At 41.3% G+C, this 25,607-nt stretch carries 31 protein-coding genes; all 31 read right to left on the bottom strand.

Annotated features, from left to right (window positions below; all coding sequences use genetic code 11):
• Positions 1-8: 8 nt before the first annotated feature.
• The 31 genes from MHH41_RS07965 to fliJ all read right to left on the bottom strand — a co-directional run bounded on the left by MHH41_RS07965 (position 9) and on the right by fliJ (position 25,606).
• Complete coding sequence (locus MHH41_RS07965) at positions 9-803, bottom strand: phosphatidate cytidylyltransferase (RefSeq protein WP_044141895.1); 795 nt, start codon at positions 801-803, stop codon at positions 9-11.
• A gap of 12 nt (positions 804-815) precedes the next feature.
• Entirely contained in the window at positions 816-1,598 is a 783-nt protein-coding gene (locus tag MHH41_RS07960; protein ID WP_003212321.1) for an isoprenyl transferase, read from the bottom strand.
• 129 nt (positions 1,599-1,727) lie between these two features.
• On the bottom strand, positions 1,728-2,285 hold the full coding sequence (gene frr / locus MHH41_RS07955; protein WP_003212469.1) for a ribosome recycling factor: 558 nt from the start codon (positions 2,283-2,285) through the stop codon (positions 1,728-1,730).
• A 1-nt stretch (position 2,286) separates the two neighbouring features.
• Positions 2,287-3,009, bottom strand: coding sequence for a UMP kinase (gene pyrH / locus MHH41_RS07950; RefSeq protein WP_003210919.1), 723 nt, complete (start codon positions 3,007-3,009; stop codon positions 2,287-2,289).
• A 134-nt stretch (positions 3,010-3,143) separates the two neighbouring features.
• The gene (tsf, locus tag MHH41_RS07945) at positions 3,144-4,025 is read right to left on the bottom strand and encodes a translation elongation factor Ts (protein ID WP_003211584.1); all 882 of its coding nucleotides are present in this window, start codon (positions 4,023-4,025) and stop codon (positions 3,144-3,146) included.
• Between the two features lie 91 nt (positions 4,026-4,116).
• Positions 4,117-4,851 (bottom strand): 30S ribosomal protein S2, encoded by a 735-nt coding sequence (gene rpsB / locus MHH41_RS07940; protein WP_003212093.1) that lies wholly within the window; start codon positions 4,849-4,851, stop codon positions 4,117-4,119.
• A gap of 155 nt (positions 4,852-5,006) precedes the next feature.
• Positions 5,007-5,546 (bottom strand): Swarming motility protein SwrB, encoded by a 540-nt coding sequence (locus MHH41_RS07935; RefSeq protein ID WP_050945035.1) that lies wholly within the window; start codon positions 5,544-5,546, stop codon positions 5,007-5,009.
• Positions 5,547-5,567: 21 nt separating this feature from the next.
• Positions 5,568-6,335 (bottom strand): FliA/WhiG family RNA polymerase sigma factor, encoded by a 768-nt coding sequence (locus MHH41_RS07930; RefSeq protein ID WP_012009976.1) that lies wholly within the window; start codon positions 6,333-6,335, stop codon positions 5,568-5,570.
• Positions 6,336-6,359: 24 nt separating this feature from the next.
• Entirely contained in the window at positions 6,360-6,860 is a 501-nt protein-coding gene (locus MHH41_RS07925; protein WP_003212153.1) for a chemotaxis protein CheD, read from the bottom strand.
• The gene (locus tag MHH41_RS07920; RefSeq protein WP_003211405.1) at positions 6,860-7,486 is read right to left on the bottom strand and encodes a chemotaxis protein CheC; all 627 of its coding nucleotides are present in this window, start codon (positions 7,484-7,486) and stop codon (positions 6,860-6,862) included. Before MHH41_RS07920 ends, MHH41_RS07925 begins: the two co-directional genes overlap by 1 nt.
• Before the next feature lie 12 nt (positions 7,487-7,498).
• Complete coding sequence (locus tag MHH41_RS07915) at positions 7,499-7,960, bottom strand: chemotaxis protein CheW (protein WP_003211606.1); 462 nt, start codon at positions 7,958-7,960, stop codon at positions 7,499-7,501.
• 24 nt (positions 7,961-7,984) lie between these two features.
• A complete protein-coding gene (locus MHH41_RS07910) occupies positions 7,985-10,012 on the bottom strand; it encodes a chemotaxis protein CheA (protein WP_340866065.1) in 2,028 nt (675 codons plus the stop codon).
• Between the two features lie 5 nt (positions 10,013-10,017).
• Positions 10,018-11,091, bottom strand: a complete 1,074-nt coding sequence (locus MHH41_RS07905) for a protein-glutamate methylesterase/protein-glutamine glutaminase (protein ID WP_340866062.1) — start codon at positions 11,089-11,091, stop codon at positions 10,018-10,020.
• On the bottom strand, positions 11,088-11,993 hold the full coding sequence (locus MHH41_RS07900) for a MinD/ParA family protein (protein ID WP_106028951.1): 906 nt from the start codon (positions 11,991-11,993) through the stop codon (positions 11,088-11,090). Before MHH41_RS07900 ends, MHH41_RS07905 begins: the two co-directional genes overlap by 4 nt.
• Positions 11,990-13,105, bottom strand: a complete 1,116-nt coding sequence (gene flhF, locus MHH41_RS07895) for a flagellar biosynthesis protein FlhF (protein ID WP_106032949.1) — start codon at positions 13,103-13,105, stop codon at positions 11,990-11,992. Before flhF ends, MHH41_RS07900 begins: the two co-directional genes overlap by 4 nt.
• Positions 13,105-15,138 carry a flagellar biosynthesis protein FlhA gene (gene flhA, locus MHH41_RS07890; RefSeq protein ID WP_003212241.1) on the bottom strand — a complete coding sequence of 678 codons (2,034 nt, stop codon included), beginning with the start codon at positions 15,136-15,138 and terminating at the stop codon, positions 13,105-13,107. The genes flhF and flhA overlap by 1 nt, the downstream gene beginning before the upstream one ends.
• Positions 15,139-15,167: 29 nt before the next feature.
• Entirely contained in the window at positions 15,168-16,256 is a 1,089-nt protein-coding gene (flhB, locus tag MHH41_RS07885) for a flagellar biosynthesis protein FlhB (protein ID WP_340866060.1), read from the bottom strand.
• Entirely contained in the window at positions 16,253-17,032 is a 780-nt protein-coding gene (fliR, locus tag MHH41_RS07880) for a flagellar biosynthetic protein FliR (RefSeq protein WP_012009967.1), read from the bottom strand. The genes flhB and fliR overlap by 4 nt, the downstream gene beginning before the upstream one ends.
• A gap of 6 nt (positions 17,033-17,038) precedes the next feature.
• Positions 17,039-17,308, bottom strand: coding sequence for a flagellar biosynthesis protein FliQ (gene fliQ, locus MHH41_RS07875; RefSeq protein WP_003211206.1), 270 nt, complete (start codon positions 17,306-17,308; stop codon positions 17,039-17,041).
• 16 nt (positions 17,309-17,324) lie between these two features.
• A complete protein-coding gene (fliP, locus tag MHH41_RS07870; protein ID WP_003211147.1) occupies positions 17,325-17,990 on the bottom strand; it encodes a flagellar type III secretion system pore protein FliP in 666 nt (221 codons plus the stop codon).
• Positions 17,983-18,642, bottom strand: coding sequence for a flagella biosynthesis regulatory protein FliZ (gene fliZ, locus MHH41_RS07865; protein ID WP_034619906.1), 660 nt, complete (start codon positions 18,640-18,642; stop codon positions 17,983-17,985). The genes fliP and fliZ overlap by 8 nt, the downstream gene beginning before the upstream one ends.
• An 18-nt stretch (positions 18,643-18,660) precedes the next feature.
• Positions 18,661-19,023, bottom strand: coding sequence for a response regulator (locus MHH41_RS07860; RefSeq protein ID WP_003212360.1), 363 nt, complete (start codon positions 19,021-19,023; stop codon positions 18,661-18,663).
• 27 nt (positions 19,024-19,050) lie between these two features.
• The gene (gene fliY / locus MHH41_RS07855) at positions 19,051-20,175 is read right to left on the bottom strand and encodes a flagellar motor switch phosphatase FliY (RefSeq protein WP_050945045.1); all 1,125 of its coding nucleotides are present in this window, start codon (positions 20,173-20,175) and stop codon (positions 19,051-19,053) included.
• Complete coding sequence (fliM, locus tag MHH41_RS07850) at positions 20,165-21,163, bottom strand: flagellar motor switch protein FliM (protein WP_003212239.1); 999 nt, start codon at positions 21,161-21,163, stop codon at positions 20,165-20,167. The genes fliY and fliM overlap by 11 nt, the downstream gene beginning before the upstream one ends.
• A 32-nt stretch (positions 21,164-21,195) precedes the next feature.
• A complete protein-coding gene (gene fliL / locus MHH41_RS07845; RefSeq protein ID WP_003212424.1) occupies positions 21,196-21,624 on the bottom strand; it encodes a flagellar basal body-associated protein FliL in 429 nt (142 codons plus the stop codon).
• Positions 21,621-21,836, bottom strand: a complete 216-nt coding sequence (locus MHH41_RS07840) for a flagellar FlbD family protein (RefSeq protein WP_034620035.1) — start codon at positions 21,834-21,836, stop codon at positions 21,621-21,623. Before MHH41_RS07840 ends, fliL begins: the two co-directional genes overlap by 4 nt.
• A gap of 37 nt (positions 21,837-21,873) precedes the next feature.
• On the bottom strand, positions 21,874-22,665 hold the full coding sequence (gene flgG / locus MHH41_RS07835; RefSeq protein WP_003211619.1) for a flagellar basal body rod protein FlgG: 792 nt from the start codon (positions 22,663-22,665) through the stop codon (positions 21,874-21,876).
• A 17-nt stretch (positions 22,666-22,682) separates the two neighbouring features.
• Positions 22,683-23,129, bottom strand: coding sequence for a flagellar hook assembly protein FlgD (flgD, locus tag MHH41_RS07830; RefSeq protein WP_044141919.1), 447 nt, complete (start codon positions 23,127-23,129; stop codon positions 22,683-22,685).
• Positions 23,129-24,451 carry a flagellar hook-length control protein FliK gene (gene fliK / locus MHH41_RS07825; RefSeq protein WP_003210821.1) on the bottom strand — a complete coding sequence of 441 codons (1,323 nt, stop codon included), beginning with the start codon at positions 24,449-24,451 and terminating at the stop codon, positions 23,129-23,131. The genes flgD and fliK overlap by 1 nt, the downstream gene beginning before the upstream one ends.
• Positions 24,452-25,150: a MotE family protein gene (locus MHH41_RS07820; protein WP_050945049.1), complete on the bottom strand. Its 699-nt coding sequence runs from the start codon at positions 25,148-25,150 to the stop codon at positions 24,452-24,454.
• Between the two features lie 12 nt (positions 25,151-25,162).
• Positions 25,163-25,606 (bottom strand): flagellar export protein FliJ, encoded by a 444-nt coding sequence (gene fliJ, locus MHH41_RS07815; protein WP_034620036.1) that lies wholly within the window; start codon positions 25,604-25,606, stop codon positions 25,163-25,165.
• Position 25,607: the final 1 nt, after the last annotated feature.

Below are 25,607 nucleotides of genomic sequence, written 5' to 3'. Positions count from 1 at the left end.
CTATGAGGTTAGCTGGCAAACGTTGCAAGCAATAAATATAAAAACGGCAGAACGAATAAAAAGCTGTCAAACCTGTCCAAAATCCCGCCATGTCCAGGGAGAATTGTCCCTGAATCCTTCACGTGGTAATGACGCTTTAAAGCAGATTCCACAAGGTCGCCAAGCTGTCCAAAGATACTGAGCAAAAGCGTAATAAACATAACGAGCAGATATGATGGCAAAAATCCTGTAACCGCCTGAAACACAAATGACAACACGACCGCTGTGACGATTCCGCCGATAAATCCTTCTACTGTTTTGTTTGGGCTGATCTCTGGCCAGAGCTTTCGTTTCCCCATCGATTTCCCAATAAAATAGGCACCTGAGTCAGTGGACCAAATAATCACTGCTGCGAAGAAGATCGCACTCATGCCATATAAGCCTCTAATTTGAATAAAATAATAGAAACTGACACCAATATATAATGTCGCTAATATTACAAAAGCAACCTCATCGAATGTGAAAGAGTTTTTGCTCAACACTGTATAAGTTAAAAGAATTAAGACTGCAAATAAAGCAATCTGCATTTTTGATGCGTCTACGTTCGGGAAGAAGCTATTCTCTCCGCCCATTAAAAGCCAAAGCAATATTAAGCTGACAATACCAGGAAAGCTAAAAATCGATATCTTTTTCATTCTTAGAAGCTCAAAGAGAGCGACACTTCCCATTAAGTAAATCAGCAGGGTAAATGGCATCTGTCCATATATAACTGCAAGTAAAAAGACTGCAGCTGCCAAAACACCCGTCAAAATTCTTTGTTTCATCTGCACCACCCTCTAAATTCCACCGAACCTCCGGCCGCGGCGCTGGTATTCTCCGATAGCGCCTATAAGATGCTCATCAGAAAAGTCAGGCCAAAGCACATCCGTAAAGACAAATTCGCTGTACGCAATTTGCCAAAGCATGAAGTTGCTTAATCTAATTTCTCCACTTGTGCGAATAAGCAAATCCGGATCTTGAAGAGATTCTGTCATTAAATAAGCTGAAAACATCTCTTCTGTGATGTCTTCTGCTTGAAGCTTACCTTCTTTGACTTTTTCAGAAATTTGTCTGCATGCGGAGACGATTTCTGTGCGCCCTCCATAGTTGAGCGCAAAATTCAAAATGAGCCCGTCGTTATTCGTCGTACTCTTTACTGCGTTCTCCACCGCTCTTTTCGTATGCTGCGGGAGGCCGTCTGGATCACCTGTTAAGCGAACACGGACATTTTCCTCGATGAGCTCGGGCAGGTAGATGTTTAAAAATTCTTCAGGAAGTTTCATTAAAAAGTCTACTTCTAGTTTTGGACGCTTCCAATTTTCTGTAGAGAAAGCATACAAAGTCAGCACTTTGACATTCAGCTCATTTGCAAGCTTTGTCATGCGCTTGACGACTTTCATTCCTTCATGATGTCCTGCTACCCGCGGAAGAGCACGTTTTTTTGCCCATCTTCCGTTCCCATCCATGATAATGGCGATATGTTCAGGAATTTCTCCATTTAATATGTCTTCTTTTGTCAGACTTTCTAAGTTGGAAGCTGCAGTTTGCTGATTCTTCCAATTTTTGAGTATATTGAGCATGAGATTCCTCCATCACCCAAAAAGGTTGCGTTTCCGCTAATAATATAGTCACCAACAGTATTAACAAAAAAACCCCCTGTAAACATGAAGAGGGTCTTTTCACTATTATCTATTGTACATAGTTTTTTCTTAAACTTCCATGATTTCTTTTTCTTTATCTTTCGTCACGTCATCAATTTTAGCGACATATTCATCTGTCAATTTTTGAACATCCTCTGTTGATGATCTTAATTCATCTTCAGTGATCTCACCATTTTTCTCGAGCTTTTTCAACTCATCGTTTGCATCACGACGAACATTACGAACAGCTACTTTTGCTTCTTCTGAATATTTTCTTACCACTTTCACAAGCTCTTTACGTCTTTCTTCTGTTAGTGCAGGAATTGCAATACGGATCACATTTCCGTCACTTGTTGGCGTGATGCCAAGATCAGACTTTTGGATCGATTTTTCGATATCACCGATAGCTGTTTTATCATAAGGTGTGATAATCAGCATACGTGCTTCTGGCACTGTGATTGACGCGATTTGGTTAAGTGGTGTTTGTGCACCGTAATAATCAACCGTCACTTTATCAAGCAATGAAGCATTTGCTCTGCCCGCACGAACAGTTGCAAGTTCACGTCCGTATGCTTGAACGGCTTTTTCCATTTTTTCTTTCGTTTGGTTCAATACTTCTTTTGACACGTTATTTCCCCCTCACAATCGTTCCAATTGATTCGCCATTTACGGCACGTTTAATATTTCCTTCTTCCATAATAGAGAATACGATTAATGGAATGTCATTGTCCATACATAATGAGGACGCAGTAGAATCCATTACTGCAAGCCCTTCTTTTAGCACATCAAGATATGAAAGCTTGTCATATTTTACTGCATCCGCATCTGTACGAGGATCAGCACTGTAGACACCGTCTACATTATTTTTCGCCATTAAAATGACATCTGCTTCAATTTCTGCTGCACGAAGTGCTGCCGTTGTATCTGTAGAGAAATAAGGGTTACCAGTACCTGCAGCAAAAATTACGACACGTTTCTTCTCAAGATGACGGATCGCTTTTCTTCTTATGTATGGTTCTGCAACCTGTCTCATTTCGATAGAGGTTTGTACCCTAGACTGAATGCCAAGCGTTTCTAGGCTGTCTTGTAGCGCGAGTGAATTCATCACTGTTGCCAGCATGCCCATGTAGTCTGCTGTTGCACGGTCCATTCCTAAGTCACTACCTGTCTTACCGCGCCAAAGGTTTCCTCCGCCTACAACAACTGCAACCTCAACATCTAGCTCTGCAATTTCTTTTACTTGCTTTGCAATTGAATGAATGACAGTTGGGTTAATTCCATTTCCAGCATCACCTGCTAGTGCTTCGCCACTTAGCTTCAGTACAATGCGATTATATTTCGGTTTGCTCATGATAACCTCCAAGTGTAAACTATACCGTCTCTTATTATGCGTAAGAAACTGCCTTTTGTAAATCAATATCCTCTAAAAAATAGGGAACACAGTGCTTGTGCTCCCTAAAAAAGCCCCAGAGAGCTTTTCAAACATTATTTTTTCACTTGGCTCATCACTTCTTCAGCAAAGTTGTCTTGACGCTTCTCGATGCCTTCGCCCACTTCATAGCGAACATAAGTTTGAACGCTTGCGTTTTTCGCAGCTACTACTTGTTTCACTTTTTCATCTGGGTTTTTAACGAAAGCTTGGTCAAGTAAGCAAATTTCTTCGAAGAATTTGTTTAGACGGCCTTCTACCATTTTAGCTACGATGTTTTCAGGTTTTCCTTCTTGAAGCGCTTGCTGCGTTAATACTTCGCGCTCACGGTTTGCTTCTTCTTCTGACACTTGGTCACGAGAAATGTATTTAGGGTTTACAGCAGCAACGTGCATTGCGATGTCTCTTGCAAGCTCTTCGTCAGTTGTTCCGTTAAGAACAGCTAACACACCGATGCGTCCGCCCATGTGTAAGTAAGAACCGAATGCTGCGTTATCTTCTTTCGTGATAACAGAGAAACGACGTAGAGTGATTTTCTCTCCGATTTTCGCAATCGCAGATGTGATATGCTCTTCAACTGTTGAACCGTTTTCCATTTTAGAAGCATGAGCTTCTTCAATTGTTGCAGGTTTAGCAGCAAGCAAATGATCAGCAAGTTCGTTAAGAAGTGATTGGAACCCTTCGTTTTTCGAAACGAAATCAGTCTCAGAGTTCACTTCTAGAATCACGCCTGTGTTGCCGTCAGTTTTGATAAGAGTTAATCCTTCTGCAGCAATACGGTCTGCTTTTTTCGCAGCTTTTGCAATTCCTTTTTCTCTTAGAAGATCGATTGCTTTGTCGATGTCACCATCAGTTTCTGTTAACGCTTTTTTACAGTCCATCATACCTGCACCAGTTTTTTGACGCAGTTCTTTAACTAATTGAGCAGTAATAGCCATTTTACATTTCCTCCTTCTATGTTAAAACACGGATTACTAGGTGAAAAAAAGGTGATAAAAGGCATTTCCCTCTTATCACCTTTTGAATAGGTTACGCAGTTGTTGTTTCAGTTTCTGTCGTTTCTTCTACAACAGCTTCTTCTTCGCCTTGTTTAGACTCAAGAATCGCATCTGCCATTTTAGCAGTTAGAAGTTTTACAGCACGGATTGCATCATCGTTTGCAGGGATCACAACATCAATTTCGTCTGGATCACAGTTTGTGTCAACGATACCGATGATTGGGATATTCAATTTACGAGCTTCTGCAACTGCAATACGCTCTTTACGAGGGTCGATAATGAAAAGTGCATCCGGAAGACCTTTCATGTCTTTGATTCCGCCTAGGAATTTTTCAAGACGTTCTAATTCTTTTTTCAGCTGAACGACTTCTTTCTTAGGAAGAACATCGAATGTACCGTTTTCTTGCATTTTTTCAATATCTTTTAAACGTTTGATACGTTTTTGGATTGTTTCAAAGTTTGTCAAAGTTCCACCAAGCCAGCGTTGGTTCACATAGAACATACCAGAACGGATTGCTTCTTCTTTCACTGAATCTTGTGCTTGCTTTTTCGTACCAACGAAAAGGATTTTTCCTCCGTCAGCAGCAAGGTTTTTCGTGAAGTTGTAAGCTTCCTCTACTTTTTTCACCGTTTTTTGAAGATCGATGATGTAGATACCGTTACGCTCTGTAAAGATGTAACGCTTCATTTTTGGGTTCCAGCGGCGCGTTTGGTGACCGAAGTGAACACCAGCTTCTAGCAATTGTTTCATAGAAATAACTGACATGTTGTTGCCTCCTAATATAATGGTTTTTTTTCCTCCGCTCAAGTCATGTTCACATAAAACTGCGCCACGGCAGCACCTTCATATGAATCATTAAGCGTGTGTATTTAACACCAAGAAATAATATAACACATGATGGACTGACAATCAAGAATCCTTTACAGCTTTCCGCTAAATTTTAATAAAAGCTCGATTTCTGTCTTGCCCGTTTTCAGTTCTTTCGCTATTTCTTCTAGCGAATGCCCTTGGTCATATAAGGTCTTCACTTGGTCCTCGAATGTTTCTTCTACTTCACTTTCAGAAGACGCAAAAGCGTCTGATTCAAGATGTGGAACGGGTTCGTTTACCTTCTCTTCCTGCACTTCGACTTCGCTAAGGAGAGCCGACAAGTGCTCTGGTACTGGATCTTCACTTTCTACCGATTGCTGGGATTCAATTGGTGTTTGTGGCTGCTTTGGTGTCTGAAAATCTGTTTTCAGCTCTTCAGCAGAAAAATCAGGGGAAGCGGCTGCCACTTTTGATAGTTTGTCATTCTCTTCTTTGACTTCCATCAAAAATGCAGCCAGGGTATTTTCCGTTTCTTCTAGAAGTTCTCGCTGCTTTTGTTCAGTTGCCTTCAGCGAATTCATTCTCGTATATAAAATGATCACAAAATAAATAAGTGCAGCATGAAGCATGAAGCTAATCAGCCATAACATATTTTTTCACTCACTAACTCTTTAAGATTGAATGGCTTTATCAAGCAGATGCTTAAGCTTGAACAATGCCTTTGAATGAATTTGCGAAATGCGTGAGGTCGATAAATTGAGCACGTGACCGATTTCCGTTAACGTCAGTTCCTCTTTATAGAAAAGACTGATCACGAGCTTTTCTTTTTCAGATAGCTCGGTCATTTTTTCAGCAAGCTGTTCTATTAATTCATCTTTCAGCATCTTCTCTTCAGGTGTCACAGTTTTCTCGTCGCGAATCATGACTTGGACGTTTTCACCGTCTTCTTGATCATGCAGCTTCTCGTCGATTGAAAGCAGATTTGCAAAGAAACCTTCATTCATTGTTGTGACAACATCCTGTTCACTCATGCCAAGTTCCTCTGCCACTTCTGTCGGCGTCACATTTCGTAAATAGCGTTGTTCAAGCTTTTCAATAGCCGCTTCTACTTTTTTTGTTTTTTCTCTTGATGTACGAGGCAGCCAGTCCTCTTTACGAAGACCGTCGATGATGGCCCCGCGGATTCTGAAGGATGCATATGTATCAAACTTCAGATCTCTTCCGGGGTCGAATTTTTCAAGGGCATCATATAAACCGAGCATCCCTAGACTGATCAAGTCTTCTTTATGCACTGACTTCGGGAGACCGATGGAAATTCTTCCAACATGATATGTGACGAGCGGCATATAGCGGCGCATAAGATCATCTCCAGCAGCTGGGTCCTTCCACTCTTTCCATCTAGCCCATAGCGCCTGATCTTCGTAATTTAAGGATTGCATCTTTCTCCCCCTATACTTCCTTAGTTATATCTTCATAATGCCTTGCTTCACAGTGCGGATCTCAAGCTCTGTCGTAAGCGGGTCAAATTCAATCGTACGACCATTGTTCCCGCCCGTATCCTCACTAATGATCGGGATGCGATAAAGAGACAGATGTTCTTTAACAGCTGATACATTTCTAGGTCCAATTCTCATCAGATCATTGGTTGACTTAAACTTAAACATTTCTGCGCCACCAGCAAGTTTTGCCTTTAGCGCATGTTTGCGCGCTCCTTCTTTAAGGAGCAGATCAATTGTATGCTTGACACCTGTATCTGCATATTTAGCCAAGTTCTCCACTGCCCCTTTTGCAAGGGATGAGTCTGGAAGCATGACATGGACAAGACCTGCCAGTTTTTTTTCTTGATCAAACAGAACAAGCCCTACACAAGAACCAAGTCCGGATGTCCGAATGCGGTCCGGTGTTTTCACAAGCTGAACATCCGCTATACCAACCTTTACAACTGCCGGAATCTGAACGTTCATTAAAGGTTACCTAATGCTTTGAATAGTTTTTCAAACGATTCAAAGTCTGGTAATAGAAACATATTTCCTTTCAGCTCTTGCTTATTTTGATCATCAAAAATTGATGTATCAATCACAATTGCCTGATCACCTAGAGGACTGAATTGCATTAACCCTTCGCTAATGACAGCCCCGAACATATCGAGCGTAACATCTGGAACACTTGGGTGAAGCTGCAATTTTGTTAAATCGGCAAGGGCTGATAAATAAGAGCCTGCTAAAATATTTCCCAGCTCGTGTAGTGCTGACGTCCCCATCACATGCTCGTGAATGGTATCAATATCAAATGCTGGATCTCGTACAAGCTCTCTTACAAATTGCTCAGCTTGCTCAAAGGGCATAATGAAAAAGATAGAGCCAGATAAATCTCCTTCCATTCGCAGGAAAATGCTTGCAACTGGGAGGTCTGCACCGCCAAAGAAATCCATTAATTCTTCAAACGAGAGAACCTTGACAAACGGAACAGCCATATCTATTTTGCGATCCAAAAGGCTGGCAAGAGCAGACGCGGCGTGGCCTGCTCCAATATTCCCAACCTCTCTTAATACATCCAGCTGTTCATCTTTTATTTCATTGAAAATGCTCATTTCACATCCTCCTTAATGAACAGGTGCATCTTGAACGCTCTTGTCGAGGACAGCACCAGGGTGAATGATATTAAATAGACGCTGATCATGCTTAATGATACCTGTTACCCATGATTGTCCTTCTTTTTCAGCTGACTCAGGAGAAGATTCTACTTCTTCTTGATGGACTGTAATGACATCATTCGCTTCATCAACAATCCAGCCGACTTCAATGTCACCAACTTGTACAATAATCATTCTTGTTTCATCTGTAATTTCATTGTCACTTGATCCAAGTCTCACTCTAAGATCGATGACAGGCGTCACGACACCGCGCAGATTAATAACACCGCATATATAAGGGGCAACGCCAGGGACTCTTGTCGGCTGCTGCCATTTTTCAATGGACTTTACTTCTGATACTGAAATGGCGTATTCTTTTTTGTTTACGATAAACACAATCATCTTTTCGCCAGTTTTGATATCTGTACTCATTTCAGACCGCTCCTCTATTGTTTTTTACTTGATCAGTGCATTACAGTCAACGATGAGTGCAACTTGACCGTCGCCTAGGATTGTTGCGCCTGAGATCGCAAACACGTTTGGCAGGTAATCTCCTAGTGATTTCAATACAACCTCTTGCTGACCAATAAATGAATCGACCACAAATGCTGTCAGCTTATCTCCTTTACGAACAACGATGATGTGCAGTTCTTCCTCTAATTCATTCGCATTTGGTACGTGGAATTGTTTCTTCAAGTACACGACCGGTACGATAAATCCGCGGAAATCAATTACTTCGCGATCATGCGTTTGAAGGATGTCGCTTTTCTTAATGACAGCCGTTTCAATAATAGAAGAAATCGGAATCGCAAATGTTTCCTCTTCCAGTTTTACAAGAAGTACAGAAATAATCGATAATGTAAGCGGAAGCTGGATCGAGAATAGTGAGCCCTGTCCTTCTGTTGAGTTGATGCTTACAGATCCGCCCAGTGATTCCAGCTTGTTTTTCACAACGTCAAGGCCTACACCGCGGCCAGAGATGTCAGAAATCGTATCAGCTGTAGAGAATCCTGCTGCAAAGATCAATGAATCAATTTGATGATCTTCAAGTGTCTCTGCTTCTCTTTCTGTAATAACGCCGCGCTCTAATGCTTTTTCAAGCACTTTCTTACGGTTAATCCCACCGCCATCATCTTCTACTTCAATGAAGACGTGGTTTCCGCTATGATACGCCTTTAATAGAACGGTGCCTTTTTCTGGCTTGCCTTTTTTCACACGTTCTTCTGGCGATTCAATTCCATGATCTAGACTGTTTCTAAGTAAGTGTAAGAGCGGATCTCCAATCTCGTCGATAACCGTTCGGTCAAGCTCTGTCTCAGCACCTTCAATGATCAATTCAATTTTCTTATTCAGCTCTTTTGTCAATTGACGGATCATACGAGGGAATCGGTTAAACACCGTTTCAACAGGAACCATTCTCATGTTCAGGATGATCGATTGCAGATCTCCAGAAATACGTGTCATTCTTTCAACTGTGTCTGTGAGTTCATTATTTTCTAATTCTTTGGCAATCTGTTCTAAACGGCCTCTGTCAATCACCAGTTCTTCAAATAGATTCATGAGAGAATCGAGACGGTCAATGTTGACACGAATCGTTTTTGTTCCGCCGGCAGCTGCACCGTTATTGCCATTTGCTTTTGGCGCATCGTTTGCTGGTGCTTTCGCAGCAGGCACAGATACTTCTTCTTTTTCCTGTTCAGGTTTTGCTTCTTGTTTTTCAGCTGGAGCCGCTTCTTCAAATGCAGAAACTTCTGAGATCTCAACTTGTTCAACTTCTGAGATCATCATCACGATTTTCTTCACTTCGTCCATCGGTTGTTTAGATAAATAAGAAATACTGAATTCAGATTCGAAATCTTCTGATTCTAAAAGTTCTGCATTTGGAACTGTTTTAACGACTTCGCCTGCTTCGTTCAGTCTTTCAAAGATCATATAAACACGAACGGCTTTTAATAAGCATGCGTCGCTTAATGTTACATTGAGTTCATAACATTTAAAACCTTGTTCTCTCGCTTCATCAAGCACTGTTCGTTCAAATTCGTTATAGTCTAAGTCGGTAGCAGCCGCTGATACATCACCTGTTTCAACACTAGGAGCTGCCTCAGCATGGCTTCCTGTCACATCTAGCTTTTTACTAATCTCTGTGACATCGCGTTTCCCATCGCCGCCTTCTGCAATTGATTGAACCATTGCTTCAAGGTGATCAAGTGCTTCAAACATTGTGTCCATTGACTCAGGTGTGACAATCATTTGTTCATTTCGAATGGCATCAAACATGTTTTCTAAGTGATGTGTTAGCTGAGCCATATCAGCGTAGCCCATCGTTGCACTCATGCCTTTCAATGTGTGAGCCGCTCTGAATATATCATTCACTAGCTGCAAGTCGGTTGGGTTCTTTTCTAAATCAAGAAGTTTTTCATTACAAGTTTGTAAGTGTTCTCTGCTTTCATCTAAAAAGATATCTAAGTATTGGTTTACATCCAACGTGTTCACGCCCTCTCTTTATTCATGGAGCTTATAATTGCATGTGCGATGTCATCCACATGCCTTGTTTCATGTGCAAGGCCTGCTTTAATGACTGATTTAGGCATTCCGAAAACAACACATGATTCTTCTTTTTCTGCAATGACTTTTGTATGACCGCTTGCGACCATTTTTTTGACACCTTCTGTGCCGTCACTACCCATGCCTGTCATAATGACAGCGATTTTCTCGTAACCCTTTATATGACTGATAGATTCAAATAAATAGTTAACAGAAGGTTTGTGCCGGCTTTCTGTGTCCTCCGGAGACAGCCTGATGACTAAGGATGCCCCTTGTTCATGAAGTGACATATTCATTCCACCAGGCGCTATGTAAGCCACTCCATTTTTAGCGATGTCTCCATCTTGTGCTTCTTTAATCGAAATTTGAGATAAATGGTCTAACCTAGTAGCAAGTGATGCTGTAAATCCTGCCGGCATATGCTGCACAATCAAAATAGGTGCTTCTATGTCCTTAGGCAGCTTCGTGACAACTCGTTGAAGTGCCCTTGGCCCTCCCGTTGATGTTCCGATTGAAATAATCTTTCGGAGTGAGCCACTTTTTACGGCTTGCGGGCGAGGTGTAGCCACTGGAATTGGCGGCTTCATCACCGGCTTTGGAGAAACCTGTACTTCAGTGCGTTTCCTTGACAGCCCTGCCGCAAGCACCCGCTCTACAATTTGGCCTCTTACTTTGTGTAAATCGAGCGAAATACTTCCTGAAGGCTTTGTCACAAAGTCAAAAGCACCAAGTTCTAAGCAATGGATGGTTAAATCTTTCCCTTGCTTTGTCTGGCTTGACACCATAATCACGGCAAGGTCGTGTTCAGCCAGAATTTGTTTTAATGCTTCTGTTCCATTTAAAACAGGCATTTCCACATCTAATGTGACGACATCTGGATTCAGTTCCTTGATCCGTTTTAAGGCATCTTCCCCATTTCGCGCCGTTCCGACGACTTCTATTTCTTGCTCGGCACTTAGGAAATCACTAATGAGCTTTCGCATAAAGGCCGAGTCATCTACTACAAGCACTCTAATCATGAGTCCACCTTCCTCCTTTTAAAAAAAGAGGACAACTTATCTATAAACGTATGCTGCTCTCTCTGTGCCTCTCTTATCTGCTGTTGATAAAGTGTTTCTGCCAGCATCTTGATCGTTTTACTCAGCCGTGAATGAGGCTGCTTCATATAAAATGGAATTTGTTCAGCCACCGCTTTTGGAACCGCAGGATCATCCGGCACAGCACCAGCAAATACTAGTTTTCTGTGTAAAAATGATGTGACCACTCCTGCTAACTTCCGGTAGGTTTCTGACCCTTCTGACGGGGTTTTACACCGGTTGACAATGATTTGCACAGATTGTTCGAACTGATGAATCGCTAAGTGTTTAATTGCGCTGTAGGCATCCATGATTGATGTTGGTTCTGGCGTTGTCACAACCACAACTTCTCCTGCTGATAAAACAAAAGGCAGTTGATCTTTAGACAAGCCAGCCCCCATATCAAAGAAGATACAATCAAAGTCGTGCATCATTCTTTCCATTTCCTCTAGAAAGAACGACCATTGATCTTTATCTAAAGAAAACAGCTGTTCAAGTCCGCTTCCACCAGAAATGTAATAAAGGTTGTTCGTTCCTTGGGTCATAGCTGCTTGGAAGGATTTCTTCCTGACAAGAACATCTAATATAGAGCTAGTCGAAGTTTTTCCTAGTAAAATATCAATATTGCCCATACCAAAATCAAGGTCGATGACTAACACTCGCTTCCCTGCATTTGCGATAGACAGTGCCATATTCAGCGTCAAATTCGATTTTCCAACCCCACCTTTACCGCTCATGACAGCAATGGTTTTTGCCTGTCCGCTTATACCAAGAGGAGCTGGTGCGATCGTTTGATTCTGCTGAACGAGCTTTCTTAAACCTTCTGCTTGGTCGGGCTTCATCATTGTAAGACCATCCTTGTTAATTCAAGAGGAGAGCCCTCAAGAATATCCTCAGGAACATTTTGACCATTTGTTAAAAAGCCAAGTCCAATTTGAGAGTCTGCAATGATTTGAAAGATGGTTCCCATCGTGTCTGTTTCATCTACCTTTGTAAAAATGAATTGATCGATTGGAACGTGTTCAAAGCGTTTAACCATGGCTTTCATATCCTGATACTTCGAGGTCGCACTCATCACTAGGAAACTTTGAATGCTTTCATTAAATGGAATGATGTCTGTCAGCTCTTTGATATACGCTTCTTCTTTAAAGTTACGACCCGCTGTGTCTACGAAAATATGATCATACTCTTTAAACGTCTCTTGAGCTTTTACAAAATCCTCTCTCGAATAACAAACCTCAAGCGGTGCATTGAGCAGTTCCGCATATGTTTTCAGTTGTTCGATCGCTGCAATTCGGTACGTATCTGTTGTAATAAAAGCGATTTTCTTTTGCTTCTGAATGGCCGTTTTGGCAGCGAGCTTTGCAATCGTTGTTGTTTTACCAGCTCCAGTTGAACCAAACAGCACAATGTATTTTGAACGAATCATCGGCTCATCAGAGGTGTGAGCCGGCAGCATATCTGTCAGCTGTTGTTCAAGTTCTTTTTGAATTTGATCTTCCTTGACAGCACCCTTCGTTAAAAGACCTTTGAGGCATTCGTCTCGAATGACATCATCAAGACCTTGATCCTTCAGTTTTTGATCGATTGCCATGAGAGGATCAGGCAGAATACCAGCATGCCGCTCATTCCTCGCATATTCTAAAGGCTGAGCTTGAGAAGGTACTGGTTTCACTGCCTCAGGAGCAAGAGACGGCTCTTCAGGCCGGTGTTGAATCTGCTCCTTTTTCGGAAATACTGGAAGAGGAGGCGCAGGGTGTCCACCTTTACCCGCTCTTTCTTCAAAATCTTGATCCAGCACTGCAATCACTTCAACCATTTGCTGTTTCTTTAAACCGAACAGCTTTCGTTTCACAACGGTTTTGGAATTTAAAATGACGGCATCCTTTCCAAGCTGCTGCCTAATTTGAATCGTTGCCTCCTGCATTGAATTCGCTGTGATTTTTTTCATTTTCATTAGATATCCACCACTCCGATGCTCTGTACTTCCACATTTGCTTCTAGTTCGTTATAAGATAGTACCGGTAAATCCGGGAAATATCTTTCTAACAGCTGCTTGACGTACATTCTTATAGGAGGTGAGCACAATAGAACCGGCGTTTCCTGACGAAGCGAAAGCTGTTCAATTTCTCTCGCCACTGATTGAATCACACTTTCAGAGGATTCTGGATCTAACGATAAGTAGTTGCCATGCTCTGTCTGCTGTACGCTGTCAGCAATCACCTTTTCCACTCGGCCTGAGCATGTCACGACTTTGAGCGATTCATTTTCTCTCGCATATTGTGCAGTAATCTGTCTTGCCAGCGCCTGTCTGACATACTCTGTTAACAAATCTGTATCCGTCGTTAATTTTCCGTAGTCTGCAAGCGTCTCAAAAATGGTGACAAGATTTCGAATAGAAACCTTTTCTTTCAGCAGTTTTGCCAACACTTTTTGAATATCACCAACTGCTAGTGGGTTTGGCGTCACCTCATCCACTAAGACAGGATAACTTTCTTTTAGATGATCGATTAATTGCTTCGTTTCTTGGCGCCCGAGCAGTTCGTGTGTGTTTTGTCTAATTTTCTCTGTGATGTGAGTAGACACAACCGATGCAGGATCTACAACCGTATAGCCAAGCATCTCAGCCTGATCTTTTTCTGCTTCTGAGATCCATTTAGCCGGAAGACCAAAGGATGGCTCAATTGTTTCAATTCCTTCAATCGGATCATCATCAGGCGTTGGAGACATCGCTAAGTAATGATCAAGCAGCAGCTCTCCTTTTGCTACTTCGTTCCCTTTAATTTTCAACCGGTATTCATTTGGGTTCAGTGCAATATTGTCCCGGATCCGTACGACTGGAATCACAAGACCTAGTTCGAGGGCAAGCTGCCTTCGGATCATCACAATTCGGTCTAACAGGTCCCCGCCTTGATTTGCATCGGCTAGCGGAATCAAGCCGTAGCCAAATTCAAATTCAATGGCATCCATTTGCAAAAGATGAATGACGCTTTCTGGACTTTTCATCTCTTCTACCTCTGCCTGTTCCTCCAGTACCTCTTCAATTTCTTCTTGGTCTTGTTTGTTTTTCGACATCATGTATGCGCCAAGTGCAATTAAACCTGCGATCGGTCCTGTCAAAAGTATGCCGATTGGTGTAAACAGCCCAAGAAGGAAGATCGTGCCTGCTGTGACATAAAGCATGGCTGGGAATGCAAAGAGCTGACCTGTAATGTCTGATCCAAGGTTTCCGTTAGAAGCTGCTCTCGTAACAACAATCCCTGTCGCCGTTGAAATGAGGAGTGCCGGAATTTGAGAAACAATTCCGTCCCCTACTGTTAACAGGGTAAAGTGGGAAGCTGATTCTTGAATCGACATGCCTTGCTGAAGCATCCCAATAATAATTCCAAATATAATATTGATGATAACGATGATAATACCAGCGATGGCGTCCCCTTTAACGAACTTACTGGCACCGTCCATCGCTCCATAAAAGTCTGCTTCCCTCGCTACTTTTTCACGGCGGTTTCTTGCTTCACTTTCTGTCAGCATCCCTGCATTTAAATCAGCGTCAATACTCATTTGTTTACCTGGCATCGCATCAAGTGTAAATCTTGCCGCAACCTCTGATACACGCTCAGCCCCTTTAGTAATAACAATAAACTGAATGATGATCAGAATAAGGAAAACAACGAGACCAACGATGATATTTCCTCCAACAACAAATGAACCAAACGTTTCTACAACCTTTCCAGCATCTCCTGTTGAAAGAATAGAACGTGTTGTAGAGATGTTAAGCCCTAAACGAAACAGTGTTAAGAGCAAAAGCAATGATGGAAAAATTGAAAATTCCAGTGGTTCTTGCATGTTCATAGTGGTGAGAAGCACGATAAGCGCAAGAGAAATATTAATAATGATTAAAATACTTAATAGCATTGGCGGAAACGGTATGACCAGCATCGCCACAATTAAAATAACACTGAATATAACAGATAAATCTCTTGCTGACATGCCTGTTCTCTCCTTTTAAAACCAAAAATTCATAAAATCTTTTGTTTCGTTTTATAGACGTAAGCTAAAATTTCTGCGATCGCCTTAAAGTATTCCTCTGGGACCGCTTGGTCGATGTCGACCTGATCATATAGTGCCCGAGCGAGCGGCCGGTTTTCTATGGTCATGATATCGTGCTCTTTCGCAATCGTTCTAATTTTCAAAGCTAAAATATCTGTTCCCTTTGCCACAACAAAGGGCGCGTCCATCTTTTCTTCGTCATATTTCAAAGCAATTGCATAGTGGGTTGGGTTTGTAATGATGACGTCCGCTTTTGGGACTTCCTGCATCATCCGTCTCATGGCCATTTCCCGCTGGCGCTGTTTAATCTTAGATTTTATGAGCGGGTCACCCTCTGATTTTTTATACTCATCTTTGATGTCTTGTTTGGACATCCGTAAGTTTTTTTCATAATCAAATTTCTGATACATATAATCAAGCCCTGCTAAGATCATGAGAGCACCTGCTGCATATAGCCCCATAATCAAGGTCATATTTGCGACGAAATGAAGGGTTTCCTCTGCTGTTAATAAAGGAAGCCTCAGGATTTCGTCAAAGTGCATCCAAAGTGCAATAAATGTCGCAAAACCAATTAAACCAATTTTCAAAATGGATTTTAATAGCTCTACGAGGGCTCGAATACTGTATATCCGTTTAAACCCTTTAATAGGATCTAGCTTTTCTAATTTCGGTTTGATGATTTCTGTCGAAAAGAGAAAACCAACTTGCAAATAGTTACTGATGATCCCTGCCAGCATACCAACACCAAGGATTGGCATGAGGAGGATTCCTGTTTCCTGAAGCAATTGCACAAATAGTTGATGAATATTAGATGTGCTAACCTTCATTAGCATCGTTGTTGAATAAAAACGTTCAATGAGCGCAATAATACGCTCTTTCATAAAAGGCCCAATAAAAAAAAATGATAAAAAGATTAATAGAAATGAGATGGCTGTATTGACGTCGGTACTTTTGGCAACCTGACCTTTTTTACGTGAATCTTGTCTCTTTTTCGGCGTTGCTTTTTCTGTTTTTTCGCCTGCGAAAAATTGCAAGTCTAGTCTAAGTCTTGTCATCATGACGAACCACCGACCAATGCTAAGAAATTCCTCATGGTGAGTACAATCGTATCAAATGTATTTTGGACAACCCCGAAGATGACGCCCATACAGATGATGATCATAATAAAACTCACACCCATTTTAATAGGAAGTCCGACAACAAAAACGTTCATCTGCGGAACTGTTCGTGCCACAATGCCCAGTGCCAAATCGACCAAAAACAAGCTGGCAACGACCGGTGCTGAGATTTGAAAGGCAATGATGAACATTTGGTTGAAGCTCTTTGCAATAAAATAAGCAAAGGATTCACTGCCGAAATTCAGTGCGTACTGATCAACTGCAATATATTGAAAGCTGTAATAGATTCCATCAAGCAGCAGGTGGTGTGCATTGGTTGCCAGCATCAATAGCAATGTGACCGTATAAAAAAACTGCCCCATCAGCGGCGTTTGCGCCCCTGTTTGCGGATCAATCACATTGGCGATCGCAAAGCCCATTTGAAAATCAATAAATGAGCCGGCAATTTGAACAGCGGACACCATGATATATGCAATCAAACCAAGCAGAAGTCCGACCATTGCTTCTTTCACCGCAAGCATCATATAAAGACCGTCTATGTCGAGTGCTGGCGGTTCCTTAATCGTGCTAAAACTAATCACGGCTAAAAACAGAGAGAATCCAACTCTGTGTACAGCTGGGATCGTTCTATGCGCTAAAAGCGGTACTGTCACAAAAAAAGCGGTGATCCGAATAAAAACTAATAGAAAAGCAGGGAATAATTCTATGATTGACATCGCTCGTTAACCTGCAAATCGATCTAAATTCGAGAACAGCTCTGTCGTAAAGGACACAATGGTTGACAGCATCCATGGACCAAACACAACAAGCCCGATAAGAACTGCAACAATTTTAGGAATGAACGCAAGCGTCTGTTCTTGAATTTGGGTTGTCGCCTGAAACACACTGACAATCAGTCCCACAATAAGAGCGAGCGCTAGAAGCGGCCCACTGACAAGCAATACCACATACACTGATCTTTCAGCCATCGTAATGACAAATTCTGAACTCATGTTTTAAGCACCTACTCTAAAAGCTTTGCAGCAAAGATTTAACAATCAAATACCATCCATCGACTAAAACAAATAACAATATTTTAAAAGGGAGCGATATCATAACCGGCGGAAGCATCATCATCCCCATTGACATCAGAACACTTGCGACCACCATGTCAATAATTAAAAAGGGAATAAAGATCATGAAACCAATTTGAAATGCCGTCTTTAATTCTGAAATCGCAAAAGCGGGTACCATCGCCGTTAACGGAATATCTTTTATCGATTCAGGTGTATCGATTTTTGCGTAACTAAGAAATAAAGCCAAATCCTTCTGTCTCGTATGTTTACTCATAAATTCTTTAATGGGCACTTCGGCTTTTTCATATGCCTGATTGAGCGTAATGTCATCATTTAAAAGCGGCGTGAGTGCCTCTTTATTAATCTCTGAGAACGTGGGTGCCATGATAAAAAATGTGAGAAACAATGCAAGCCCTACAAGCACTTGGTTTGGCGGCATTGAGTTGGTTGCAAGTGACGTTCTAACGAATGAAAGTACAATCACAATTCGTGTAAAACACGTCATTAAAATGAGAATGCCTGGTGCAACCGAAAATACGGTTAAAAGTAAAAGAAGACGGACAGACGTGCTAATATTCCCTGCACCGCTGGAATTAAATAAATCGATAAACTCATTCATTTTGTTTCGGGCCTTTCTTTCTGACTTCTGATTGGGTCTTTTTCAATTCGGCTAGCTGCGCCTTCAAATTGGCTGAAAAAGAAGAAGTGGTTGGCTGATCCTGTTTCTTTATCTGAGATGTGAATTTTTGAACGATTTTTGGTAAATCTGTTTTACTTTCCATCGCTTCTTCATATTGTTTCACGATCGCTTCACATTCTTGTTCATCATCAATTTCTTTTAGCAGCTGGATTGAGTCCGCTACTCCGACAACTAATACTCGTTTGCCCACTTTGATAAGCTGGACTGAACGGTTTTGGCCAACCGTCGTTCCGCCAATATTTTCAACATAGCGAAATGGTTTAAGTAAGCGGTTTTGCTTACCAACAAATCTCACCAATCCATATATGAGCAGGATGACAAAAAGTAAGGCACCAATCATTTTGACAAAATCCATAATGGAGACAGAAGAAGAGGGAACTTCTTCTGCCGGATTCGTTTGATTGTCAGTGGTTGTCTTTTCTGTATCCTTTTTGCTGCCTTTCTCTTCTTTGAGCCAGTCATTCACTGTGCCATTTTCAGGATCTTTCGTTTCAGCAAACAGTGAGGCAGGCTGTATCGTTAAGAAAAGCATAAAACTGATCATTGCTATACATATCAAACGTTTTTTCAACAAGTCTTACACCCTTTTTTAGCCTAACGTTTTATTAATTGCTTCAAGTACACGGTCTGCCTGGAACGGCTTCACGATAAAGTCTTTTGCACCTGCTTGGATCGCGTCAATAACCATTGACTGCTGCCCCATTGCAGAACACATGATGATTTTTGCAGAAGCGTCGATTTGTTTAATTTCTTTTAATGCTGTGATCCCGTCCATTTCTGGCATTGTGATATCCATTGTGACAAGATCAGGAGATGTTTCTTTAAATTTTTCAACTGCTTGAGCGCCGTTTTCTGCTTCTCCTACTACATCAAATCCGTTTTTTACAAGAATATCCTTTATCATCATTCTCATGAATGCTGCATCATCTACGATTAATACCTTAGTAGCCATTTACTTATTCTCTCCCTGTATGTTTGTTTATTTTAAATTAGAAAGTCTTTCTGACTGACTTAAAATATCAGTCACACGAACACCAAAGTTCTCATCAATAACAACGACTTCCCCTTTGGCGACGATTCGTTTGTTCACTAGAATGTCTACTGGCTCACCAGCAAGTTTGTCCAGTTCAATGATACTTCCTGCTGAAAGCTCAAGGACTTCTTTGACACTTCGCTGAGTTCTTCCAAGTTCCACCGTAATGGAAAGCGGAATGTCCATCAGCATATCAAGATTTCCAAGCTGGCTTGTTGTATGCTGAGGCTCACTGAACGCTTCAAATTCAACTGGTGCCACATTTACAGGTGCTGCCGGCTTTGGCTTCGCCTGTCTTTTCGGCGGAGCAGCTTGCTGCGCTGGTGCAGACTGCGTTTGAGGTGCTGCCTGCTGAGGTTCAGGTGTGCTCACTTGCGTGTCTTGAACCGGCTCTTCCTCCTGCGCTGGGTCTGTTAATTCTGCGATTAAATCTTTCGCAAATGTAATAGGATAAAGCTGCATAATATTTGAATCAATGAGCTCTCCTATTTTTAATCTGAAGGACACTTTGACAAGCATTTCTTCAGCTGGGATCCGGTCTGTTCCTTCTCCTTCTTTCACATCAAGTAATTCGACGCGAGGCGGAGAAATATCAATCTTTTTATTAAAGACCGTCGACATGGATGTCGCAGCAGAACCCATCATTTGGTTCATCGCTTCTTGCACTGCACTTAAGTGAATCTCGCTTAAAGAAGGGTCAGCATTTGTCCCGTCTCCGCCCATCATTAAGTCCGCAATGACTGCTGCATCTGTTTGCTGGACGACAAGCAGGTTACTTGCGCTGAAGCCTTCCGTATAATTCACTTCAATCGCGACATACGGATGAGGAAATTCCTCATTCAGCATACTTTTTTGAATCACTGTCACAGTTGGAGTGGTAATCTCCACTTTTTGATTTAATAGGGTTGAAAGTGCTGTAGCAGAACTGCCGAATGAAATATTTCCGATTTCTCCAATGGCATCTTGCTCCATTGCAGAAAGGATTGTTTCAGGCTCTATATCGTCATTGCTGCCTCCTTTAAGGAGCGCATCGATTTCGTCTTGTGATAATTTACTTCCGTTATTCTCCATCTTCTTCACCTCTTATGTCGTGATCTAGAATTTGAATCGCCTGTTTCCGATTCACGCGGCCGGCCTGTCCCAAGAATTTCGGTTTATTTCCGACCATAACAGTAAGAGGCGCATTTACTGGTTTGTCCAAGGCAATACAATCACCAATTTCCAAATTCAAAAACTCTTCCACCGTCATTTCCGATTCCCCTAGCTCTGCGACTACCGGTATCTTTGCCGTCATAATCCGTTTTTCAATAGCCTTTGTTTCTTGTTGTTTTGGTTCATTTCGTTCAGACTGCATCCAGTAGTGTACAGACAGCTTTGGAATAATAGGCTCTAATACAACATGAGGAATACATAGGTTAATAACCCCGCTTACCTCACCAATTTGTGTATTAAGAGAAATGACGACAACTGTTTCGTTTGGTGACACCATTTGAACAAACTGGGGATTTACCTCGAAATCTGCCATTTCAGGCTCGATGTCGGTTATGGACTGCCACGCTTCTCTGTAATTTTCCAAAGCTCCCTCAAACATGTTTGAGATAATCTTTGTTTCGATTTCTGTAAGTGATTCTGTCTTATTATGACTAATGCCTATCCCGCCCATCAGCCTGTCCATCATGGCATAGCCGATTGTTGGGTTCACTTCAAGCATAATTCTTCCTTCAAGCGGGCTGACATAAAATAAGTTTAATAATGTCATATTAGGAATCGAACGAATAAATTCTTCGTATGGTACTTGGTCAACCGAGCTGACAGTAATTTGAATATATGATCTTAGCTGAGCTGAAAAGTGTGTGGTGAGCAGTCTAGCGAAGTTATCGTGAATCCTTGTTAAACTTCGAATCTGGTCTTTCGAAAAGCGAAGTGCACGTTTAAAATCATACACCTTTACTTTTTTCGTCGTTTCTTCTTTTTTCAGCTCTTCTGCATCCATTTCGCCTGTAGATATGGCGGATAATAATGCATCGATCTCATTCTGGGAAAGCACTTCTCCTGACATTTCTTCACCTCCATCGTGTCAATTAATCGCCTCTATTGCAGATTAAAGGAGGTTATATATACTTCTTTCACCTTGCCATCTTGCAAATAGTTATTCACTTTGTTTTTAACTAGTGTTTTAAAATGTTCTCTGCCTTTTTTGCCATCAAGTTCATCTGCATTTGTGTCTGATAAAATGTCAATTACGGCGTCTTTCACTTGAAAACTTCTTTTCTCGAGCTCTTCTTTTGCTTTTTCAGAGTCTGTTTCAATATTCAATACAAGTTTGACCGCATTTCCTTCAGACTTTAAATTGGTGATAATCTCAGGAATTTCAACAGAAGCTTTTACGACTTCATCTGCTGTTGGCTCTTTTTCAGCTTTTGCTTCTTCTGAACCATTCAACAGAAAAATGATGCCTGCTCCTATTCCGCCGATGGCAATAATCATGATTAGCATTACTACGACTAATTTCTTCTTCATTCAAATTCCTCTATTCCTTGATTCAATGAAATGACTTGGATTTTTCTGTAGAAAGAAATGATTTTCTCTTGAAGCTGCTCTTCATTTTCTTTCACAACGAATTTCTTTCCATTGGCTAATGTAATGGTCGTGTCTGGAAAGCTTTCGATTTGCTCAATATGGAGAGCGTTCAGCATAAATCCTTTGCCATTCAATCTTGTCACTTCGATCATATTAAGCAGAGAAGCGATCATCCGCTCCCCCTACCTCCTATCGTTTCAGATTCACAAGCTCTTGCAGGATTTCATCAGATGTTGTGATCGTCTTTGCGTTCGATTGGAATCCACGCTGCGCGATAATCATTTCGGTAAACTCGTCTGTTAAATCAACGTTTGACATTTCAAGTCGACCTGTTTGAATGATGCCCGTTCCTTGTTCACCAGGAACGATAGGATTACTTGGTGCACCTGAGCTTAACGTTTGGCGGTATAGGTTCTCACCAACTTTGTCTAATCCTGCTGCGTTACTGAAAGATACGAGTGAAACCTGTCCAACATTTCTAGATACGTTGTTTTCAACAACAGATATTGTTCCATCTGGACCAACACTTACACTTGAAATGCCATCTGGAATCGTTATCTTTTGTCCATTCATTCCAAGCACGTAATTTCCGTCAGAAGTGGTTAAACTTCCCTCTGAATCCCGAGTAAAGTTCCCTGCTCTGGTATAAAGAACTTCTCCTTGTTTTTCAATACGGAAAAATCCATCTCCATTGATGTAGAAATCATAATCTCTATCCGTATTTTGAGAAGCTCCTGCTGACATGATTTTATCAATAGAAGATAAAGATGATCCTAAACCAACTTGTTTTGAGTTGATTGAACCAGAGTTGTTCGTCGGTCCACCAGAACTTGAAATGGTTTGGCTGACCATATCTTTAAAAGTGATACGGCTTTTTTTGTATCCGTGTGTATTGACGTTGGCTACGTTATTGGCTACAACATCTAATTTTGTTTGGAAGTTTTTCATTCCACTAATTCCTGAGTAAAGTGAGCGTAACATTTATTTTCCTCCTCGAATTACTTCGTTTTTTCTCCAACTGCTGTAACGTCCCAAGGGCTGATTTTCGTTCCATCTTCTAAATACAGGAAGTATTCATTGTTTATGTTTTTAACAGACTTCACAGTGCCTGATATCTCTTTATCATCCAGTTTGCCCGATACTTCTTTACCAATCCAGCCTACATACGTCGTAAACGGATCTTGGTGTGCAACAAATGTAGACATGAGCTGATTCAGCTTGGTGATCGAATCGTTCATATTGGTTTGCTGTTCTAAAGATGAAAATGTTGCAAGCTGTGTGACAAACTCACGGTCATCTAGTGGGTTTGTCGGATCTTGGTTTTGAAGCTGCGTGAGCAAAATTTTCAAGAATTGATCTTTGCCAAGCGTATCTGTTTTCTTTTCTGCTTTTGAAGAAGTGTCTGTTTGTGCGACTGTTCTATTCGTAGCATCAACTGTTGCCATTAGATTTCCTCCTCTTCTTCATCTGACCCAACAAGAGCATCCAGTACATCTTGGAATTCTGCTTCCTGTTCATCAGGCTTTTGGAAATTCTGCCCTTTTGACTGTTGCTGCTTGTTTTCTTCGTTAAATTGTCCAAATAACGGCTGCTCATTTGATTGAAGCGGTATATGGAAACGGTCCACTTGAACCGACATATTCGGAAGCGCCTGCTTGAGCTGCGGAAGGTGATGCTCTAGCAGTTCTTTTGCTGCCTGTGTCGAAGCTGTAATTTTACTCGCATACATACCATTTTGCTTCGTCAGCTGAATCGTGATAAATCCGAGATTTTCTGGATTTAACCGAACTGTAAAGCGCCCACTTGAGTTGCCAAATGGCGTGAATTTCATTTGCTTCCACGTATTTAGAATTTGCTGATCAACCGTTCCCGGCTTTTCATCAGTTGTTTGTGTCTGCTGAACAGGAGCTGCTGATTGCAGTTGAAAAAACTGCTTATGACCTGGCAACAGCGTATGAGTGATTGTTTTTTCAGAAGCAGGTGCAGCAGTGCTTTGTCCTTTGACAACTTCCTTTTTGATGAGCCATTCAAGAGAGTTAGCCCCTTTTGCAGGAGTAGCAAGAGTAGATTCTTGTCTTGGAGAGACCAATTCTTTTAACTCTCCTAAAGCAATCTTCAACTCTTTGTCTGACCCTTTTGCATTTGCCATCATATGGTCAATTAACTGATTAAAGTGTTTCAGCTCACTTTGAGACATCGAATTCAGCTTTGGCGCTGAACCCTGCGAGAAAAACTGCTCTTTTACTTGCTGAATCAGTTTCTCATCTACTCCATTTTTTGAAAGAAAGTGAATGAAGTCTTGACCCTTTGCTTCAATATCTTGCACTAGCTTTGCATCAAAGCTGAGCGGCTGTTGATTGAGTAGTTGATATATGAAAAAGTGGACTTGTATGAGCTGCTCACTATGTTCAGAAGCTGACTTATCCGTTTGATCACCGTAAATGGATGATTCCATTTTTTGAAATAGCTCTTCTAGTGACTTGAGATCAGACGAATCAAGCGTTTGACCTTGAAGTGTTTGAAGCGCGCTAAGAAGGTCTCCGTTGATGCCTTCTTCAGGCGATTGCATCCATTTTTCAATGATTTGCATCGCATCATTGATGGAAAGAGTGGCACCCGCTGTCTCAGCATTCACAAGGCCGCTTTGTGCGCCTGCCCCGCTAAGTAATTGTTTAAACAACCCGCTTGCAGATGCCGCGCCGCTCCCCTTTGGTCCCGAGAGACCTTGAGACGATTGCTGTAAGGCTCCAATATCCAATAGCTTCACTTATTGTCCACCCCCATTTTCACTTTCTTTTTTAGAAAGCTCTTTCGTAAACGTAGCTGCCTTCTGAGGTGTTAGTTTTGCTAATATGTCTGTTAGTTTATTTTTGCTTAGCTCTTCGAGGATCTTCAATGCCTCTTTATCACTTAATTCTGATAAAATTTTGGCGGATTTCCCTGCGTCCATGCTTTCATAGATACTGGCAATCTTCCCTTTCGGTTTCTGGTTAGAGGCTGCTGCCCCATCAGAAGTTGTCCCTGATGCATTATTACCTGATGTATCGCTTGATGAGCTGCTATTTGATGAACTGTCATCCGCTGACTTATCATTCGCATCATTTTCAGATGTTTTTTCAAGTGAACTGATTTTTTGATTCAGTCTTTTAATCTCTTCATCACTTGTTTTTAAGTCTTTTTGTGCAATTTCAAGTTCATTCTTTTGCTCTTTAATGGTCTTTTTCAGTTCCTTCAATTCTGCATCGCTTTGATTATTATGTGAAGATGACGTTTTTGAGGTGTCATCTGAACCAACCAAACTACTGACGCCCGGAATGTTTTGGAGCGGTTTCTTTAGATCAAAACCTGCCATATAAAGGATTGTGCCAGTCACTAACACAAGCACAATCAATGGGATGATGACAATAAACAAGATCCATTGAAATTTACCGCCGCTTGATTCTTTCGTTTTTTCCTTCTTAGGCATTCATCTCGACTCCTAATGTCCTTGAAACATGAATTGGCTGATAGAGATATCATCCATTTCTTTCATTTCAATGGCCTTATGTTCAAGGGAAAACTTTTCATACTGCTTTTCTTTCATTTTTTCAAACTTTTTAAACTCGATGTTTTTTTCAGTTAAATCAGATTGTTTTTCATTCATTTGATGGCGTTTCATGATCACAAGCTGCTGATAATGCTGAATGGTGTTATCTAAATTGGTCACAAATTGCTGATAATGACGCATTTCTTGAACACTCATACCACTTCTCAGCTTTTCTTCTTTGCTTTTTTCCATTAATTCTTTTTTACTCATATTTTCATAGAGCTTTTCAGCGACTTGCTCAAATGCCGAAACGGATTGTTGGTACGCTGCGAGTGACTTGTCTTTTTCACTTTCTTTCAGTTCTAAGAGCTTTTGAAATTTGTATTGATATCTCACT

Source organism: Bacillus sp. FSL K6-1145, assembly GCF_038003425.1.
GTDB lineage: Bacteria > Bacillota > Bacilli > Bacillales > Bacillaceae > Bacillus > Bacillus pumilus.
This window is presented reverse-complemented; position numbering and strand designations above follow the sequence as displayed.

Bases quoted from the DNA above. Each gene is read 5' to 3' on its own strand.
- MHH41_RS07965 (WP_044141895.1), bottom strand. From the start codon at position 803: ATGAAACAAAGAATTTTGACGGGTGTTTTGGCAGCTGCAGTCTTTTTA.
- MHH41_RS07960 (WP_003212321.1), bottom strand. From the start codon at position 1,598: ATGCTCAATATACTCAAAAATTGGAAGAATCAGCAAACTGCAGCTTCC.
- pyrH (WP_003210919.1), bottom strand. From the start codon at position 3,009: ATGAGCAAACCGAAATATAATCGCATTGTACTGAAGCTAAGTGGCGAA.
- tsf (WP_003211584.1), bottom strand. From the start codon at position 4,025: ATGGCTATTACTGCTCAATTAGTTAAAGAACTGCGTCAAAAAACTGGT.
- rpsB (WP_003212093.1), bottom strand. From the start codon at position 4,851: ATGTCAGTTATTTCTATGAAACAATTGCTAGAAGCTGGTGTTCACTTC.
- MHH41_RS07935 (WP_050945035.1), bottom strand. From the start codon at position 5,546: ATGTTATGGCTGATTAGCTTCATGCTTCATGCTGCACTTATTTATTTT.
- MHH41_RS07930 (WP_012009976.1), bottom strand. From the start codon at position 6,335: ATGCAATCCTTAAATTACGAAGATCAGGCGCTATGGGCTAGATGGAAA.
- MHH41_RS07925 (WP_003212153.1), bottom strand. From the start codon at position 6,860: ATGAACGTTCAGATTCCGGCAGTTGTAAAGGTTGGTATAGCGGATGTT.
- MHH41_RS07920 (WP_003211405.1), bottom strand. From the start codon at position 7,486: ATGAGCATTTTCAATGAAATAAAAGATGAACAGCTGGATGTATTAAGA.
- MHH41_RS07915 (WP_003211606.1), bottom strand. From the start codon at position 7,960: ATGAGTACAGATATCAAAACTGGCGAAAAGATGATTGTGTTTATCGTA.
- MHH41_RS07905 (WP_340866062.1), bottom strand. From the start codon at position 11,091: ATGATTAGAGTGCTTGTAGTAGATGACTCGGCCTTTATGCGAAAGCTC.
- MHH41_RS07900 (WP_106028951.1), bottom strand. From the start codon at position 11,993: ATGATGAAGCCCGACCAAGCAGAAGGTTTAAGAAAGCTCGTTCAGCAG.
- flhF (WP_106032949.1), bottom strand. From the start codon at position 13,105: ATGAAAATGAAAAAAATCACAGCGAATTCAATGCAGGAGGCAACGATT.
- flhA (WP_003212241.1), bottom strand. From the start codon at position 15,138: ATGTCAGCAAGAGATTTATCTGTTATATTCAGTGTTATTTTAATTGTG.
- flhB (WP_340866060.1), bottom strand. From the start codon at position 16,256: ATGATGACAAGACTTAGACTAGACTTGCAATTTTTCGCAGGCGAAAAA.
- fliR (WP_012009967.1), bottom strand. From the start codon at position 17,032: ATGTCAATCATAGAATTATTCCCTGCTTTTCTATTAGTTTTTATTCGG.
- fliQ (WP_003211206.1), bottom strand. From the start codon at position 17,308: ATGAGTTCAGAATTTGTCATTACGATGGCTGAAAGATCAGTGTATGTG.
- fliP (WP_003211147.1), bottom strand. From the start codon at position 17,990: ATGAATGAGTTTATCGATTTATTTAATTCCAGCGGTGCAGGGAATATT.
- MHH41_RS07860 (WP_003212360.1), bottom strand. From the start codon at position 19,023: ATGGCTACTAAGGTATTAATCGTAGATGATGCAGCATTCATGAGAATG.
- fliY (WP_050945045.1), bottom strand. From the start codon at position 20,175: ATGGAGAATAACGGAAGTAAATTATCACAAGACGAAATCGATGCGCTC.
- fliM (WP_003212239.1), bottom strand. From the start codon at position 21,163: ATGTCAGGAGAAGTGCTTTCCCAGAATGAGATCGATGCATTATTATCC.
- fliL (WP_003212424.1), bottom strand. From the start codon at position 21,624: ATGAAGAAGAAATTAGTCGTAGTAATGCTAATCATGATTATTGCCATC.
- MHH41_RS07840 (WP_034620035.1), bottom strand. From the start codon at position 21,836: ATGATCGAAGTGACAAGATTGAATGGCAAAGGATTTATGCTGAACGCT.
- flgG (WP_003211619.1), bottom strand. From the start codon at position 22,665: ATGTTACGCTCACTTTACTCAGGAATTAGTGGAATGAAAAACTTCCAA.
- flgD (WP_044141919.1), bottom strand. From the start codon at position 23,129: ATGGCAACAGTTGATGCTACGAATAGAACAGTCGCACAAACAGACACT.
- MHH41_RS07820 (WP_050945049.1), bottom strand. From the start codon at position 25,150: ATGCCTAAGAAGGAAAAAACGAAAGAATCAAGCGGCGGTAAATTTCAA.